Annotated in this window: 15 protein-coding genes; 9 read left to right on the top strand and 6 right to left on the bottom strand. The window is 38.0% G+C overall.

The features are described 5' to 3' along the window. Nucleotides 1-4: 4 nt before the first annotated feature. The 3 genes from EGI05_RS15750 to EGI05_RS15740 all read right to left on the bottom strand — a co-directional run bounded on the left by EGI05_RS15750 (nt 5) and on the right by EGI05_RS15740 (nt 3857). Nucleotides 5-2524, bottom strand: a complete 2520-nt coding sequence (locus EGI05_RS15750; RefSeq protein WP_123263981.1) for a beta strand repeat-containing protein — start codon at nt 2522-2524, stop codon at nt 5-7. Nucleotides 2525-2530: 6 nt separating this feature from the next. Further along, nucleotides 2531-3010: a T9SS type A sorting domain-containing protein gene (locus EGI05_RS15745; protein ID WP_123263980.1), complete on the bottom strand. Its 480-nt coding sequence runs from the start codon at nt 3008-3010 to the stop codon at nt 2531-2533. 139 nt (nt 3011-3149) lie between these two features. Then, nucleotides 3150-3857 (bottom strand): LytR/AlgR family response regulator transcription factor, encoded by a 708-nt coding sequence (locus EGI05_RS15740; protein WP_123263979.1) that lies wholly within the window; start codon nt 3855-3857, stop codon nt 3150-3152. 206 nt (nt 3858-4063) lie between these two features. Between EGI05_RS15740 and hflX the strand changes: the two genes are divergently transcribed. The 6 genes from hflX to EGI05_RS15710 all read left to right on the top strand — a co-directional run bounded on the left by hflX (nt 4064) and on the right by EGI05_RS15710 (nt 9427). After that, nucleotides 4064-5287 carry a GTPase HflX gene (gene hflX, locus EGI05_RS15735; RefSeq protein ID WP_123263978.1) on the top strand — a complete coding sequence of 408 codons (1224 nt, stop codon included), beginning with the start codon at nt 4064-4066 and terminating at the stop codon, nt 5285-5287. Next, entirely contained in the window at nt 5287-5916 is a 630-nt protein-coding gene (locus EGI05_RS15730; RefSeq protein ID WP_123263977.1) for a DUF4919 domain-containing protein, read from the top strand. The genes hflX and EGI05_RS15730 overlap by 1 nt, the downstream gene beginning before the upstream one ends. Before the next feature lie 23 nt (nt 5917-5939). Then, complete coding sequence (locus EGI05_RS15725) at nt 5940-7226, top strand: cation:proton antiporter (protein ID WP_123263976.1); 1287 nt, start codon at nt 5940-5942, stop codon at nt 7224-7226. 15 nt (nt 7227-7241) lie between these two features. Continuing rightward, nucleotides 7242-7961: a DNA alkylation repair protein gene (locus EGI05_RS15720; RefSeq protein WP_123263975.1), complete on the top strand. Its 720-nt coding sequence runs from the start codon at nt 7242-7244 to the stop codon at nt 7959-7961. Then, on the top strand, nt 7961-8290 hold the full coding sequence (locus tag EGI05_RS15715; protein ID WP_123263974.1) for a DUF6122 family protein: 330 nt from the start codon (nt 7961-7963) through the stop codon (nt 8288-8290). Before EGI05_RS15720 ends, EGI05_RS15715 begins: the two co-directional genes overlap by 1 nt. A 66-nt stretch (nt 8291-8356) precedes the next feature. Next, the gene (locus tag EGI05_RS15710; RefSeq protein WP_123263973.1) at nt 8357-9427 is read left to right on the top strand and encodes a calcium:proton antiporter; all 1071 of its coding nucleotides are present in this window, start codon (nt 8357-8359) and stop codon (nt 9425-9427) included. Here EGI05_RS15710 and EGI05_RS15705 read toward each other — a convergent pair. Next, nucleotides 9424-9804: a group III truncated hemoglobin gene (locus EGI05_RS15705; protein WP_123263972.1), complete on the bottom strand. Its 381-nt coding sequence runs from the start codon at nt 9802-9804 to the stop codon at nt 9424-9426. The two genes, EGI05_RS15710 and EGI05_RS15705, sit on opposite strands and share 4 nt — an antisense overlap. Before the next feature lie 199 nt (nt 9805-10003). Here EGI05_RS15705 and EGI05_RS15700 point away from each other — a divergent pair, with 199 nt between their 5' ends. The 3 genes from EGI05_RS15700 (at nt 10004) to EGI05_RS15690 (ending at nt 11929) form a co-directional block, all read left to right on the top strand. Next, entirely contained in the window at nt 10004-10978 is a 975-nt protein-coding gene (locus tag EGI05_RS15700; protein ID WP_123263971.1) for an ion channel, read from the top strand. Beyond that, nucleotides 10978-11466, top strand: coding sequence for a YkgJ family cysteine cluster protein (locus EGI05_RS15695; protein ID WP_123263970.1), 489 nt, complete (start codon nt 10978-10980; stop codon nt 11464-11466). The genes EGI05_RS15700 and EGI05_RS15695 overlap by 1 nt, the downstream gene beginning before the upstream one ends. Before the next feature lie 118 nt (nt 11467-11584). Next, nucleotides 11585-11929 (top strand): hypothetical protein, encoded by a 345-nt coding sequence (locus tag EGI05_RS15690; protein WP_123263969.1) that lies wholly within the window; start codon nt 11585-11587, stop codon nt 11927-11929. 42 nt (nt 11930-11971) lie between these two features. On the opposite strand, the gene EGI05_RS15685 is transcribed toward EGI05_RS15690, so the two are convergent. Both EGI05_RS15685 and gdhA read right to left on the bottom strand, forming a co-directional pair. Beyond that, entirely contained in the window at nt 11972-12337 is a 366-nt protein-coding gene (locus EGI05_RS15685) for an iron chaperone (protein WP_123263968.1), read from the bottom strand. A 126-nt stretch (nt 12338-12463) separates the two neighbouring features. Then, the gene (gene gdhA, locus EGI05_RS15680) at nt 12464-13822 is read right to left on the bottom strand and encodes an NADP-specific glutamate dehydrogenase (protein ID WP_123263967.1); all 1359 of its coding nucleotides are present in this window, start codon (nt 13820-13822) and stop codon (nt 12464-12466) included. Nucleotides 13823-13907 lie beyond the last annotated feature (85 nt).

Below are 13907 nucleotides of genomic sequence, written 5' to 3'. Positions count from 1 at the left end.
TATTTTATTTAATGTTTACTAAAACTTTTATTTTTCCGGTTTCATTTTGATCATAATCCTGAAGTGCCTTGCCGATTACTTGCCCTACTTTTACCTTTTTCAGGTCAGCTTTCATAGCAACACCTGGTTTTGATGAGGTCACCAGCATATCTCCTCTCCTAATCTTACCACCTTCCAGGCATACTTTAGTAGGAATCACCCCGATAACTCCCATAGGAACTTTATCGGAGATGTCTGCATCTATATGCTCTTCGGTAAGTAATACTCCTGGCTTGGTTGCATAAACTCCGGCTACAAGAGTAGAGTAAGGTTTTGAAGATTTTTCTACGGTTCTGTCTGAATCCGTTGAAATGACCAGAATATCTCCTGTTTCATATTCAGAAATAGTTCCTTCCACATCAAAGGCCTCTGCTACGTCTGCACCACTGTTCTGGGTTCCGTCATTAAAAAATCCTTTTCCCGCAGAATTGATACGCGCCACATTTACAGTTCCGGGGTTTCCGGATTTAAATACCGCTATTGATCCTGTGCTGTGGGTCTCTACGGTAAGGGGAGGGTTGGTGTTAGCGGTATTATAATTAACAAACCTGGCAGCACGTCCGTTACCAAAATTAGGAACCCATGCATAAATGGCGTTTCCTGTTCCGTCGGCTGTAGTTTCTACACCATCTCCGGTGTTCGAGGCATTGGCGGTAATACCATTTCCGTTTCCGTCTGCAATGGCGATCAAGGCAGGTCCGTTTCCTGCCGGATTACTGGCGTGGAATAATCCTGCATAGCCCCCGGTTCCGGAAGATACCCCATAAATACCCGCTGTTCCGAAATTAGCAAACTGAGAATTGACTTCTCCTCTTACGGCTGGAGAAGTTCCTGTAACTCTATCCACTTTGAAATTTCCGGCAATACCATTTCCAACGGTAGTTACCGTAATTACGTCACTCGTATTCGAGGTGTTGAAAATATTAAATCTTCCTGCGCGGCCCGTAGCAAACGAGGGTACCCATGCATAAAGAGCATTACCTGCGCCATCAATATTGGTCTCTACACCATTTCCGTCTTTGCTCGCATTGGCGGTAATGGCATTTCCGTTACCATCTGTTATGGCAACTAATGCTGGACCGTTTCCTGAAACGTTTGAAGCGTGGAAAAGTCCCGCAAAACCTCCGGTTCCAGATGAAATACCAAAAATACCGGCAGCCCCAAAGTTTCCGAAAATGGTTTTGACTTCACCTCTTACGGCGGCAGCCACACTGTTCGTGTTATTCACCAAGAAAGATGCGGCATTACCCTGTGTATTATCAGGGATATTTCCGTTTCCGTTGGTTTCTACTTCAAAAGTATTTTTAAGGTTGGTGGTATTAAAGTTTTCAAAGCGTCCTGCACGTCCTGTACTGCTGTTGAGCCCGATTTGTCCTAAAACACCTATTCCGGTTCCGGTGGTATTGGTGGCAACAAAACCTCTTACTCCATATCCGCCGCCATCATTTCTACCCACTACAGCTCCTGCAATATCACTGGTAGTTCGTCCTACCACAGCTTCTCCATTTCCATTGTTGTCTCCTACAACCCCGGCTGAAGTTTGAGCGCTTGTAATCCCATGGATCCCAAATCCTGCTCCTGTTGAACTTCGTACACCGGCGCCGTTTCCTGTGGTGGTAACATTCACTACTGTTCCATTTCCTACAGAATTGGCGACAATGACATTATTGTTATTGGCATTATTGTAAATTGAAAAATTGGCCGGAATACCATTATTACTGGTGGCATTTAGACCTGTTCCTGTATTGCTGTTTGCATAAACACCATATCCATTGGCACTCGCATTTCCATACACCCCTAATCCATCAGGAGTCACTCCATAGACACCCCATCCGCTTCCTGCCTGGCTTCCGTATACACCTACACCTAAACCTCCTGTACCATTATTGATTCCTCGAAGTCCTGAAGAAAAACCTCCGGGGCTTGCGCTATTGACGATACCCCTGATGGCTGCTATGTTCGAAGTAGTAGTCATATTAACACCTTCCAAGGAAGTGCCATCACCATTATTGATAAGTGAAAAGAGAGAAGATGCATTGTTTAGAGTATTGGTATAGGGAAGAGTGAATCCACCGCCTCCACCACCTGCTGATTTAGCATACATGGCATAAGGAACACTAAGCAATTGGCTGGTTCCTGCAATAATATAATTGGTTCCTCCCGCAGGGTCGGTCTCTGTTTTTAAATAGTAACTTCCTGTAGTCCAGTCAATCGTGTTGAATGTACCTGTAAGTACTGTTCCTGAGCCTATTTCCAAGCTTACAAGGCCATTGGCATTGGTATTTCCAGTAAGTCTTTCGGAATATACTGCCGCTCCGGCAGGAGAACCCTGTAAAATGCTGACTTTTACTGCGACACTCTGATTAGGCACTAGTTGTCCCGAATTATTTCGGATCACAGCCTGATAACTCATTTTTTCAGGAACCTGAGCTGAAGCCAGAAAGACACCAAGCACAATCCCTATCGTAAATAAAAATTTTTTCATGGTCGTTTATTTTTTTATGATTTTAAATATTTTGATGTCCCTGCCTTCCTGTCTTATTTTAATGATATACATTGCGGAAGGAAGATCAGAAAAATTGAGTTCGGATTTTGATTGGGAAATCTTATCCTTTTTAATCAGTTTCCCTTGAGCATCGAATAATTGATAGGAGGAATCCCTATAATCATTGGAGGTGAAATCTAAATAAAGGAAATCCTTAAAAGGATTTGGGTAAAGCAGAATGCCATTTTCTTTATTGCTGCCGGATTCGTTGGTTGAGAGAGCTGTAACTTCGAAAGCTGTTTGAACTCCCTCCATTACTTCGGCATTGCTTCCTTTATGGAGATAGGCGATCTGTCCTATACTATAGGAGCTTGAGCCGACTCCTGTGGCATTACCTCCGGATGCTAAAACCGCCATTTGTGATTTTAGAAGTCCTGAAGTTGCTAAAAGCCAAAGAAAAATAAGGGGGGTAAATTTAATTTTCATATTAGGTTTTATTTTTATGGTTATTAATAGTATTATAAGTTATTTAGGGACACTAAATTACCACATAATAAAACCGGATATTTTTAAAATAGATAAACGACAGAAATAATCGACCAACGACCGTCGATAAGAAATCGGCTTAAGGGTCAAAAAAAGAAAGATTGCTCTTGTAAGCCCTTCCTATAGGGAGTTTAATGTGTTCCACGAGCTCTACTTCGTGGTTGTTTTTACTTCTGATCAGATGTCGGGGGACGGCATAACTCCGGTGAATCCGTACAAAAGAATCAAAGCAGCTTTTATGGAGAATATTTCCAAGAGAATCCAGGATGCAATGCTTTTTTTCCTGAGTTATGATTCGGGTGTAATCTTTTAATGCTTCCAGATAAAGAATATCTGTGATCTTTACCTGGTAAATATTGCCCCCCTCCTTTATTTTAATACAGTTTTCACCGATTAAGGCATCAAAACAATCGCATTTTTCCTTTGTTTCAAAAAAATCAAAAAGCCTTTGCATAGAATGATGAAATCGATCTGTTTTTAAGGGTTTTGGAATGAAATCTAAAGTGTCGAGCTCAAACGTTTCTATCGCATACTCAGGATGGGAGCTTACAAAAATACAGGCGGGAATTTTATGAGCAAGCTTTCTGAATTCAATCCCGCTCATGCCAGGTAAATCGATATCAAGAAATAAAAGATCTATGGGCAGATCAAGATAGGGTATGGCTTTTTCTGCTGAATTGAAGGTTGCAACAATTTCAATATTCTCATATTGATTAACGTGGTGGTGAAGAACCAGTCTGTCCAGTTCATCATCATCAATAATCATGCATCTTATATTGGTAATCATGATACGCTGGAGTATTAGTTTTTATATAATTTTCAATAATAACGAATTAAAATTGAAAACAAGCACTATAAAGATAATAAAATTCTATAAATCAGCACTATGAAGAGATTAAGATTATATCAACTAAATGTTAATGACGGACTTTTTTTTGTTTTTTATATTTAAAAATATTACCTTGTAAATCTCATAAACATAGAAGAAACTTAATGTTAGAAAAGAAGGAACATCAATATGAAAAAGCGGTTTTGGTAGGATTAGTCACCAAAGACCAGGATGAGGACAAGCTGAAAGAATACATGGATGAGTTGGAATTTTTAGCTTACACTGCGGGAGCTACGGTAGAAAGAAGATTTACCCAAAAGTTATCGCAGCCGGATTCCAGAACGTTTGTAGGAAGTGGAAAGGCAGAAGAAATCAGAGATTATGTAAAAGAAAATGAAATAGGGACCGTGATTTTTGATGATGAACTTTCTCCATCACAACTTAAAAACTTAGAAAGAGAACTTGAAGTTAAAATCTTAGACAGAACCAATCTCATTCTTGATATTTTCGCCCAAAGAGCGCAAACTTCGTATGCAAGAACGCAGGTAGAGCTTGCACAATATGAATATCTTTTACCACGTCTGACAAGGATGTGGACTCACTTGGAACGTCAGAGAGGGGGAATCGGAATGAGAGGACCGGGGGAAACGGAAATTGAAACCGACCGTCGTATCATCCGTGACAGGATTTCCTTATTGAAGGATAAGCTTAAAACAATAGATAAGCAAATGGCCACTCAAAGAAATAACAGAGGAAAAATGGTACGTGTTGCTTTGGTTGGGTACACCAATGTTGGAAAGTCCACTTTGATGAATGCACTTTCAAAATCTGAAGTTTTTGCTGAAAATAAATTATTTGCGACCCTTGATACAACGGTGAGAAAGGTGGTGATTGGAAATTTGCCATTTCTGCTAACAGATACAGTAGGATTCATCAGAAAATTACCTACCCAGCTCGTGGAATCATTCAAATCTACATTAGATGAGGTAAGGGAAGCTGATTTACTGATCCATGTGGTAGATATTTCGCATGAAAGTTTTGAGGATCATATTGCTTCGGTCAATCAGATTTTACAGGAAATTGATGCTCATAGAAAACCGATGGTCATGATTTTCAATAAAATCGATGATTTCAGTTATGAGAAAAAAGATGAGGATGATCTCACTCCTGCTACGAGAAAGAATATTTCTTTAGACGAATGGAAGAAGACCTGGATGGCAAAATCAAAATACCCGACTGTTTTCATTTCAGCCTTAACAAAAGAAAACTTCCCGGAAATGAAAAGACTGATCTACGATGAGGTGATGAATATTCATATTTCGAGATTCCCGTACAACGATTTTCTTTTTGAATATTTCGACAACGACGAAGAAGAAAACAACGATTAATGAAAAACTACCTTTTCCTTTTATTGCTTCTATTTTCGGTTTTTGGGTTCAGCCAGAAATCCAGATTGGATTTTAAAAGCATTGAGAAAAATCTTAAAAGTACACAGTCTCCCTACAATTATGATAAACTGATTTTCAAATATAAAGGGTATCCAAAATCTTTAGATAGCATTGAAGCGCAGCATCTTTACTATGGAAGGAATTTTAAAGACAATAAGGTTTCTACTTCGGACGATGACTTCAAAAGCCTGGCGGAAGCATTTAAGGCTAAGAATTTTGAAGATTGCATCAAACAAGGGAAAGTTTTATATGATAAAGATCCTACGAATCTGGATGTGTTGCTTATTTTGCTTAGGGCATATGATGATAAGAAAGATGCAAGCAACTTCAGTCATCATTTAAGCCAGCTCCGATTGCTGACGGATGCCATAAAATCCTCCGGGGACGGGAAATCTGAGAAAACGGCCTATCAAGTCAACTCTGTAGGGGATGAATATATTTTGCTCAATATGCTGAATATAGGGCAGGATTACACAAGAGGATCAAAGCCTGCGAAAGACGGAATGTTCGATATTTGGGAAAAAGGGAGCAACACCATTTACATCAAAGTTCTTTATCTGGACTTTTAATTTAAAAATATAAAAACAGCTTAGTGGAATTATATTATTCATTTTCAGCTTTAATCGTCTTAGCATCCATATTTGCCTATCTTAATTACAGATTTCTTAAACTTCCGAGTACTATCGGGATCATGGTGATTGCTATTGTGGTTTCCATTTTTTTAGTTTCATTTGGGGAAACTGTTCTGCCGAGAACTTTCGGACACCTTAATAAGTTGATGGGAAGCATTGATTTTACGGAGGTTCTGATGGGGGCAATGCTTAATTTTCTATTATTTGCGGGTGGAATTCATATTAATATTGATGATTTAAAGGAACAGTTTTGGCCTGTTGTCATATTTTCTACGGCAGGGGTTGTAATATCTACCTTTGTGGTGGCCTTCGGTGTGTATTATCTATTGCCATTGGTAGGACTTCAGTTGCCTTTCATTTATTGCATGGTTTTTGGGGCTTTAATTTCGCCCACGGATCCTGTTGCCGTATTAAGTATTTTAAAGCAAGCCAATGTTTCTAAAGCTTTAGAAACAAAAGTAGCGGGAGAATCCCTTTTCAATGATGGTATGGCTGTAGTGGTTTTCACTGTGGTAATGCAGTTGGCGATAGGAAATGAGGTGGATTTGGGAGTAGAAAGCATTATCATACTCTTAATGAAAGAAGCCGGGGGCGGACTGCTTTTAGGTGTTGTCTTAGGGTGGGTTACTTCCAGATTAATGCGGGAAGTGGATGATTATATTATTTCAGTGCTGGTAACATTGTCTGTGGTAATGGGTGGCTATCTTATTGCAAGACAAATGCATATTTCCGGACCTTTAACGATGGTTGCGGCAGGACTGTTCATGGGGAATTTTAATGTGAAGTTTAAAATGAAATCTGTGACACAGGATTACCTTATCAAGTTCTGGGAATTGATTGATGAGATCCTGAATGCAGTATTGTTTTTATTCATAGGATTTGAGCTTTTAATGATTAAAGATTTAAGACACTTTATGATCCCGGGACTGGTTGCTATTGTAGTAGTTTTATTGGCAAGATTTATTTCTATTTGGGGACCTACGAAGTTCATGTCTTTTAAAACAAGATTCAGTCCGCAAACAATGAAAGTTTTGGTTTGGGGTGGAATAAGAGGAGGGGTTTCCATTGCTTTGGCAATGTCTATACCTAAAAGTGAATACAGTACGGTTATTTTAAGTATTACTTATTGTGTGGTTGTGTTTTCCATTATTGTTCAGGGGCTTACTATTGCAAAGGTGGCTAATCCGAATAAAATTGCCAAAGAAGAGCAGGAACAGGAGAGTATTGCTTTAGATGATGTTAAATAATGTGTTAATAACCAGATGACTAATATTGTAAAAGAAGTACAGGAAGCATTGGCCGTTTTATCCATTCCCGAAAAAGCTGAATTTTTCCCAAGATTCTTTAAAACAGGAAAAGGAGAATACGGAGAAGGAGATTTGTTTCTTGGTGTAACAGTTCCTGATCAACGTTCTGTTGCGAAAGAATATTATTCAAAAATTTCTTTAGAAGATTTAGGCATACTGCTTTCTTCAGTTTATCATGAACATAGATTAACGGCTTTATTTATGCTGGTTTCTAAATTCGAAAAGACAAAAGATCCTGCCATAAAAAAAGAAATCATAGATTTTTATTTAAATCATTTGAAGTACATTAACAATTGGGATCTGGTGGATTCCAGCTGTTATAAAATTCTAGGCCGATACGCCTTTGAAAATCGGAAAGAAGACCTGTTGAGAAAGTTATCTGCTTCTGAAGAGATGTGGCATAAAAGAATAGCGGTAGTGGGAACCATGCATTATATTAAAAAAGGATCTTACGAGTTGACGAAAGAATTTGTGACAAACAATTTGAAACATTCCCACGATCTCATGCATAAAGCCAATGGATGGCTGTTGCGGGAAATGGGGAATAAGAACGAAAAGGAATTGATCGATTATCTTAATATTCATTACAAAGAAATGCCAAGAACATGCCTCAGATATGCTATTGAAAAGCTTGATGAAGATGTAAGGCAGGACTATTTAAAAGGCAGAATATAATGGATTGTTTCTTTTGGAAAACATGCACTCATTACTTTTTACATTTAATTTTTCCGGGTTTTATTGCACTTGTTTTTTACCGTGAAAATTGGAAGAAAGTATACTTCATTTTATTGGCAACCATGTTAGTGGATCTAGATCATTTGTTCGCTAATCCTGTATTTGATCCTTCTAGAAACAGTATAGGTTTTCATATTTTGCATTCCTACTATGCTATTGCGGTGTATTTTTTGATGTTGTTATTTAAAGGAAATATCAGAATTATTGCCATCGGATTATTGTTTCACATGTTGACAGATTTTCAGGATTATTACTTCTGGTGTCATTAAAAATTGATTAATTTTTTCTTTTAATATTTCAAATTCAATAGATTTTTTGTATTTTGTAGACGCTTTATGAGATTAAAGGAACTTTTACATTATACGTATATTATCCCTGTTCTGGCAGTATTATATTACTTTTCAGGATGGATGGGAGGTGGAGTCTTGTATGATATCATTGCCGGGCTTTTGCTTACCGGAAGTGTATTATCGGCAGTACATCATGCTGAAGTAGTGGCTCATAAAGTTGGAGAACCTTTCGGAACAATTATTCTGGCTCTCTGTATTACGATTATTGAAGTAGCATTGATTATTTCTTTAATGGTTGCAGGAGGGGATCAGGCCATCACATTGGCCAGAGATACGGTTTTCGCTGCTGTCATGCTTATTCTTAATGGAATTTTAGGAATATGTATTCTGGTAGGTGGTGTAAAGTATTACGAACAATTCTTCGCCAGAACCTCAGCAACAACTTATCTGGTCAGTATTGTCTCTATACTGGTTCTGACTTTGGTCTTACCGAATTTTACCTCCAGTGTGAACGGGCCGTTTTATAATGAAGCCCAGCTAACCTTTGTATCCATTGCCTGTCTTGTCATTTATGGGATATTTTTAATGGTTCAGACCGTAAGGCACAGAAATTACTTTACTATACCGGAAGAACATCCGGAAGAGCTTTATATTCCTTCCTTTGCGAAAACGTTGATTAGTTTTGTATTTTTGGTGATTTGTTTAGGAATTGTCGTTCTGATGGCAAAAGGACTGTCTACTACCATTGAAAATATGGTTCAGAGTTTTGGGGCGCCAAAATCCTTGGTTGGGGTTATCATTGCAGCAGTAGTATTGCTTCCGGAAGGAGTTGCGGCGATCAGAGCAGCACGAAATAATCAGATACAGTCCAGTTTGAATTTGGCTTTGGGCTCTGCCTTAGCAAGTATCGGACTTACTATTCCGGCCGTTTCGATGGTTTGTATAGCGTATGACATTCCTCTCGTGTTGGGATTGGATAAAAAAGATATTATTTTGCTTTCCTTATCTGTATTTATTGTGATGTTATCTTTAAGCAGAGGAAAGACCAACATTCTTTACGGAACCGTTCTTTTAGTTAATTTGGCGACCTATATTTTTACGGTCATTGTTCCTTAAAGCTTTCTTGCCATTTCCATTTTGTAGGCCATTAGTTTGGCAATATTTTCAGCTTTATAGATCGCCATATCAGCATTTTCACCCACAAAGTTTTCATCAATCGTTTTTTTCCAAAGCTCAATCCATCTATCAAAATGTTTCACCTCCATCGCTTCCATTTCATTGATCGGGAAATGAACCGCCATAGGATTGCCTTTGTAAGTCATTTGTCCGAAAAGAATAGATTCCCAGAACGAATACATTTTAGGAAGATGATTGGCCCAGTTCACCTTAGCAACATCATTGAAGAAGAAGCCAATGGTTTCATCCTTAGTTACTTTATCATAAAATGAATTGACAAGAAGCTCAATATCTTCTCTTGATTCCAGCTTTTTCATAGTATCAAAGTTACTCCAAAATCAATTTATAAATTCAATGGCAGAGTTGATAAATTTCATGAAAACAATATTTTATCTTTGCATGTTGGTTATGCTGTAGTAAAATCGTAAAACTGCAAAATCGTAAATGTATAAGAGAATAAATTTGAAAATCTGTACAATTTGTGAGAGTAGCCAATTAAAACAAAAATGAGATAACATGGCAAAAGGATTCAAACAAAAAATTCGCCAGAAAAATACAGAAAACAGTGGTTTCGGGAGTAATGCACCTTCCGGAAGATTTATTAATAAAGATGGACTTCCGAATGTTAAAAGACGGGGAGTCAATGTTTTCAACAGATTAAGTTGGTACCATACCATGCTCAATTTGTCGTCTTTCCGTTTCCTTTCTTATCTGGTGATTGCTTATATATTGATTAATCTTGGATTTGCATTCATTTATTACCTGATCGGGGTGGAGCACCTTACGGGAATTGATAAAAGTGATCCGTTAAATGAGTTTATCGATGTGTTTTTCTTCAGTTCACAGACTTTCACAACAGTTGGCTATGGAAGAATAGCTCCGGTTGGATTTATGGCGAGCTTAGTTGCCACTTTCGAAGCATTTTTGGGATTACTTACCTTTGCCATTGCAACAGGTCTTTTTTATGGAAGATTTTCAAGGCCAAGAGCTTATTTAAGATTTTCTGAGAATATGGTTCTTGCACCTTTTCGGGGTTCAACAGCATTAATGTTCAGGCTGGCTCCTTACAAAAACAATGCACTAACAGATGCAAACGTCATTGTTTCGGCAGCCATTGAAGTCATTGAGAATGGTACTCCGAAAAGCAATTTTTACCGTTTGGAAACCCAGATGAACAAGATTAATACTTTGGCATTGAACTGGACGGTTGTTCATAAAATTGATGAAAATTCACCATTCTATGGATTTACGGAAGAAGATTTTAAAAATACGGATATTGAAATTATTGTTCAATTAAGGGCATTTGATGAAGTATTCTCTAATACTGTGGTACAGAGAACATCTTATACCTCCAATGAAATTGTTTACGGAGCCAAATTTACTCCTATGTATTATCCGAGTAAAGATAACCTCACAACCATTCTGAACCTGGATAAAATCAATGAATATCAAAAAGCGGAACTCCCCATTGCTGAGGAGGTGGAATCATAATGGATCTGGAATTTTACAAAAAGCAGGCTTTACAAAAGCAGAAGGAACATAAGAAATTTTTGGAGGGATTGAAGAAAAAGCCACCCAAAAACCTGGATTATGTAGTGCAGGAAACTCATGATGAAGTGTTTGAAAAAATAGATTGTCTGCAGTGTGCCAACTGTTGTAAAACAACAGGACCTTTGTACACGGAAAAAGATATTGAAAGGATTTCCAAACATCTCCGTATGAGGCCGGCAGACTTTGAGTCCAAATTTTTGAGGGTGGATGAAGATAATGATAAGGTGCTGCAAAACCTCCCTTGTTTTTTCCTGAATGAGGACAATACCTGCTCTATCTATGAAGTAAGGCCAAAAGCCTGCAGAGAATATCCGCATACCGACCGCAAAAAGATCTACCAGATTAATAACCTGATGATAAAAAATACACTGATTTGTCCCGCTGCATTTGAATTCGTGGAAAGAATTATGAAAAATTTAGGAAAATAAGATATAATCCCAATTCGTCTTAAAGAATTATAAAGTACGTTAAATAAGCCACTTAGACATAATTTAATAAAAAGAGTGTCGTTTAAGAAATATTAAACAACCATTTAAAATATTAGTTATGAAAAAGTTAGTTTTAACAGCGGCATTCTCATTAGTCGGAGTAATTGCTGTATCGGCGCAACAAACCACAACGCCACAAAAACCGGCAGAAAACACCAATAACCAGACTACTCAAACACAGCAAACGACACAGGCAAAAACAGATTGGAGCACTACTTCAAACACCAATACTGGCGCCCAGAATCAAAATACAACTGCTACCGCAACAGTAGATGCTTCGGCTGCTACAGCTGCCGCTACTGATGCTACAGTAAGTGCAAGTACAGATACAAGCCTTGAAGCCACCAAACCTTCAGAGGCTACTAAAGAAGAAAAGAAATCTAAGAAGAAAAAGTCGAAGTAGTAGAAATTTCAAAGTAGAAATGAGGGTCCTGAAATATTTATTTCAGGATTTTTTATTAATTTCCTTTATTCTGAAACTGACGATTTTTTTAATCAATGTTGTAGGAAGCTCTTCCTGGATAGGAAACTGAACAGCTCCTTTTGAAAATTTATATTTCAGCGCTTTAAAATCATTTTCAAAATTTTTAATTCCTTCTGCTCCGGGATAAAAACCAATGTGTTTCTTATACCCGGAAAAATACACTAAAGGCTTACCTTTATATTTAAAAGCAGGCATTTGGTAACCAATATATTCTTCTATACCGGGAGTTTGGGAAAGGATGGCCTTTCGTAATTCTTCCAGCTTTTCCTGAACTTCTTCCGGAAATAACAGCAGGTATTCATTAATGTTTTGAAAAGAATTTTCCATGTCATAAAAATAAAAAAAGCATTGAATTATTCAATGCTTTCTCCTTTCACTTTTTACTTTTTTCCCATTTTCCCGGGAACAGGCTATAAGAAAAAAGGTCGGGAATTTACCCAACCTTTATATGTTTTATACAACTCCCTGAGCTAACATTGCTTCTGCAACTTTCACGAAACCGGCGATGTTGGCACCTTTTACGTAGTTTACATAGCCGTTTTCTTCTTTTCCGTAGTCTCTGCAAGCTTTGTGAATCCCGATCATGATCTCTTTCAATCTTGCATCTACTTCTTCAGAAGTCCAGTTCAGACGGATTGAGTTTTGAGTCATTTCTAATCCTGAAGTAGCAACACCACCAGCGTTAGAAGCTTTCCCTGGAGAGAATAATACTTTGCTGTCTAAGAAGTAGTTGATGGCATCTAATGTTGAAGGCATGTTGGCAGCTTCAGTTACACAAACACATCCGTTTTCAACTAATTTTTTAGCATCTTCCAGATCCAATTCGTTTTGAGTTGCAGAAGGGATAGCCACATCACACTTCACTTCCCAAGGACGTTTTCCAGCATGGAATTCAGCAGAAGGGTATTTTTTAGCATAATCTTCAGCTCTGTTGTTACCAGAAGATCTAAGCTCTAATAAATAATCGATTTTTTCTCCATCGATACCGTCTTTATCATAGATGTATCCGTCCGGACCGGAAATTGTTACTACTTTTCCACCCAATTCAGATACTTTTTTGATCACTCCCCAAGCTACGTTTCCAAAACCTGAAACAGTCACCACTTTATCTTTAAAGTCTTGTCCGATCGTTTTAAGCATTTGCTCAGCGAAGTAAACCACACCATATCCTGTAGCTTCAGGACGGATCAATGAACCTCCGTAAGCAAGTCCTTTTCCTGTAAGAACTCCGGTGAACTCGTTTCTGATCTTCTTGTATTGTCCGAATAAATATCCGATCTCTCTTGCTCCTACACCGATGTCTCCCGCAGGAACGTCAGTTTCAGGACCAATATGCTTGCATAATTCTGTCATGAAAGCCTGGCAGAAACGCATTACTTCCATATCAGATTTACCTTGCGGATCAAAGTCAGAACCTCCTTTACCACCACCCATTGGAAGAGTAGTTAAAGAGTTTTTAAATACCTGCTCGAAAGCTAAGAATTTAAGGACAGATAAGTTTACGGTAGGATGGAAACGGATACCGCCTTTATAAGGTCCGATAGCAGAGTTCATTTGAATTCTGAAACCTCTGTTTACCTGGATTTCTCCTTTGTCATCAACCCATGGAACTCTGAATATAATGATTCTTTCCGCTTCAGCCATTCTTTCAAGAAGCTTCATTCCGTTATATTCTTTTTTGGTAGCAATGAACGGAATTACAGTTACAGCAACTTCTTTTACGGCTTGTAAAAATTCCGGTTCGTTAGGATTTTTTGCTTCAATCTTTGCAATAAACTCCTGAATTTTCTGCTCAATATTATATTGTTCCATATATTAAGGTTGAATATTATTGCCAACAAATTTAATTTTTTTTTCAAGATTCACAACACCTTAAAAACGAATTGTTGAAAATTTA

The sequence above is a fragment of the Chryseobacterium daecheongense genome (assembly GCF_003729955.1).
In the GTDB taxonomy this organism is placed as follows: domain Bacteria; phylum Bacteroidota; class Bacteroidia; order Flavobacteriales; family Weeksellaceae; genus Chryseobacterium; species Chryseobacterium daecheongense.
The sequence above is the reverse complement of the archived record's forward strand: the minus strand, read 5'-3'. Positions and strand labels throughout refer to the sequence as shown.

What these genes read in the sequence shown, in the direction of transcription:
- EGI05_RS15710 (WP_123263973.1), top strand. Translation starts at nt 8,357, where the DNA reads ATGAGATTAAAGGAACTTTTACATTATACGTATATTATCCCTGTTCTG.
- gdhA (WP_123263967.1), bottom strand. Translation starts at nt 13,822, where the DNA reads ATGGAACAATATAATATTGAGCAGAAAATTCAGGAGTTTATTGCAAAG.
- EGI05_RS15700 (WP_123263971.1), top strand. Translation starts at nt 10,004, where the DNA reads ATGGCAAAAGGATTCAAACAAAAAATTCGCCAGAAAAATACAGAAAAC.
- EGI05_RS15705 (WP_123263972.1), bottom strand. Translation starts at nt 9,804, where the DNA reads ATGAAAAAGCTGGAATCAAGAGAAGATATTGAGCTTCTTGTCAATTCA.
- hflX (WP_123263978.1), top strand. Translation starts at nt 4,064, where the DNA reads ATGTTAGAAAAGAAGGAACATCAATATGAAAAAGCGGTTTTGGTAGGA.
- EGI05_RS15690 (WP_123263969.1), top strand. Translation starts at nt 11,585, where the DNA reads ATGAAAAAGTTAGTTTTAACAGCGGCATTCTCATTAGTCGGAGTAATT.
- EGI05_RS15685 (WP_123263968.1), bottom strand. Translation starts at nt 12,337, where the DNA reads ATGGAAAATTCTTTTCAAAACATTAATGAATACCTGCTGTTATTTCCG.
- EGI05_RS15730 (WP_123263977.1), top strand. Translation starts at nt 5,287, where the DNA reads ATGAAAAACTACCTTTTCCTTTTATTGCTTCTATTTTCGGTTTTTGGG.
- EGI05_RS15750 (WP_123263981.1), bottom strand. Translation starts at nt 2,524, where the DNA reads ATGAAAAAATTTTTATTTACGATAGGGATTGTGCTTGGTGTCTTTCTG.
- EGI05_RS15740 (WP_123263979.1), bottom strand. Translation starts at nt 3,857, where the DNA reads ATGATTACCAATATAAGATGCATGATTATTGATGATGATGAACTGGAC.
- EGI05_RS15715 (WP_123263974.1), top strand. Translation starts at nt 7,961, where the DNA reads ATGGATTGTTTCTTTTGGAAAACATGCACTCATTACTTTTTACATTTA.
- EGI05_RS15720 (WP_123263975.1), top strand. Translation starts at nt 7,242, where the DNA reads ATGACTAATATTGTAAAAGAAGTACAGGAAGCATTGGCCGTTTTATCC.
- EGI05_RS15695 (WP_123263970.1), top strand. Translation starts at nt 10,978, where the DNA reads ATGGATCTGGAATTTTACAAAAAGCAGGCTTTACAAAAGCAGAAGGAA.
- EGI05_RS15745 (WP_123263980.1), bottom strand. Translation starts at nt 3,010, where the DNA reads ATGAAAATTAAATTTACCCCCCTTATTTTTCTTTGGCTTTTAGCAACT.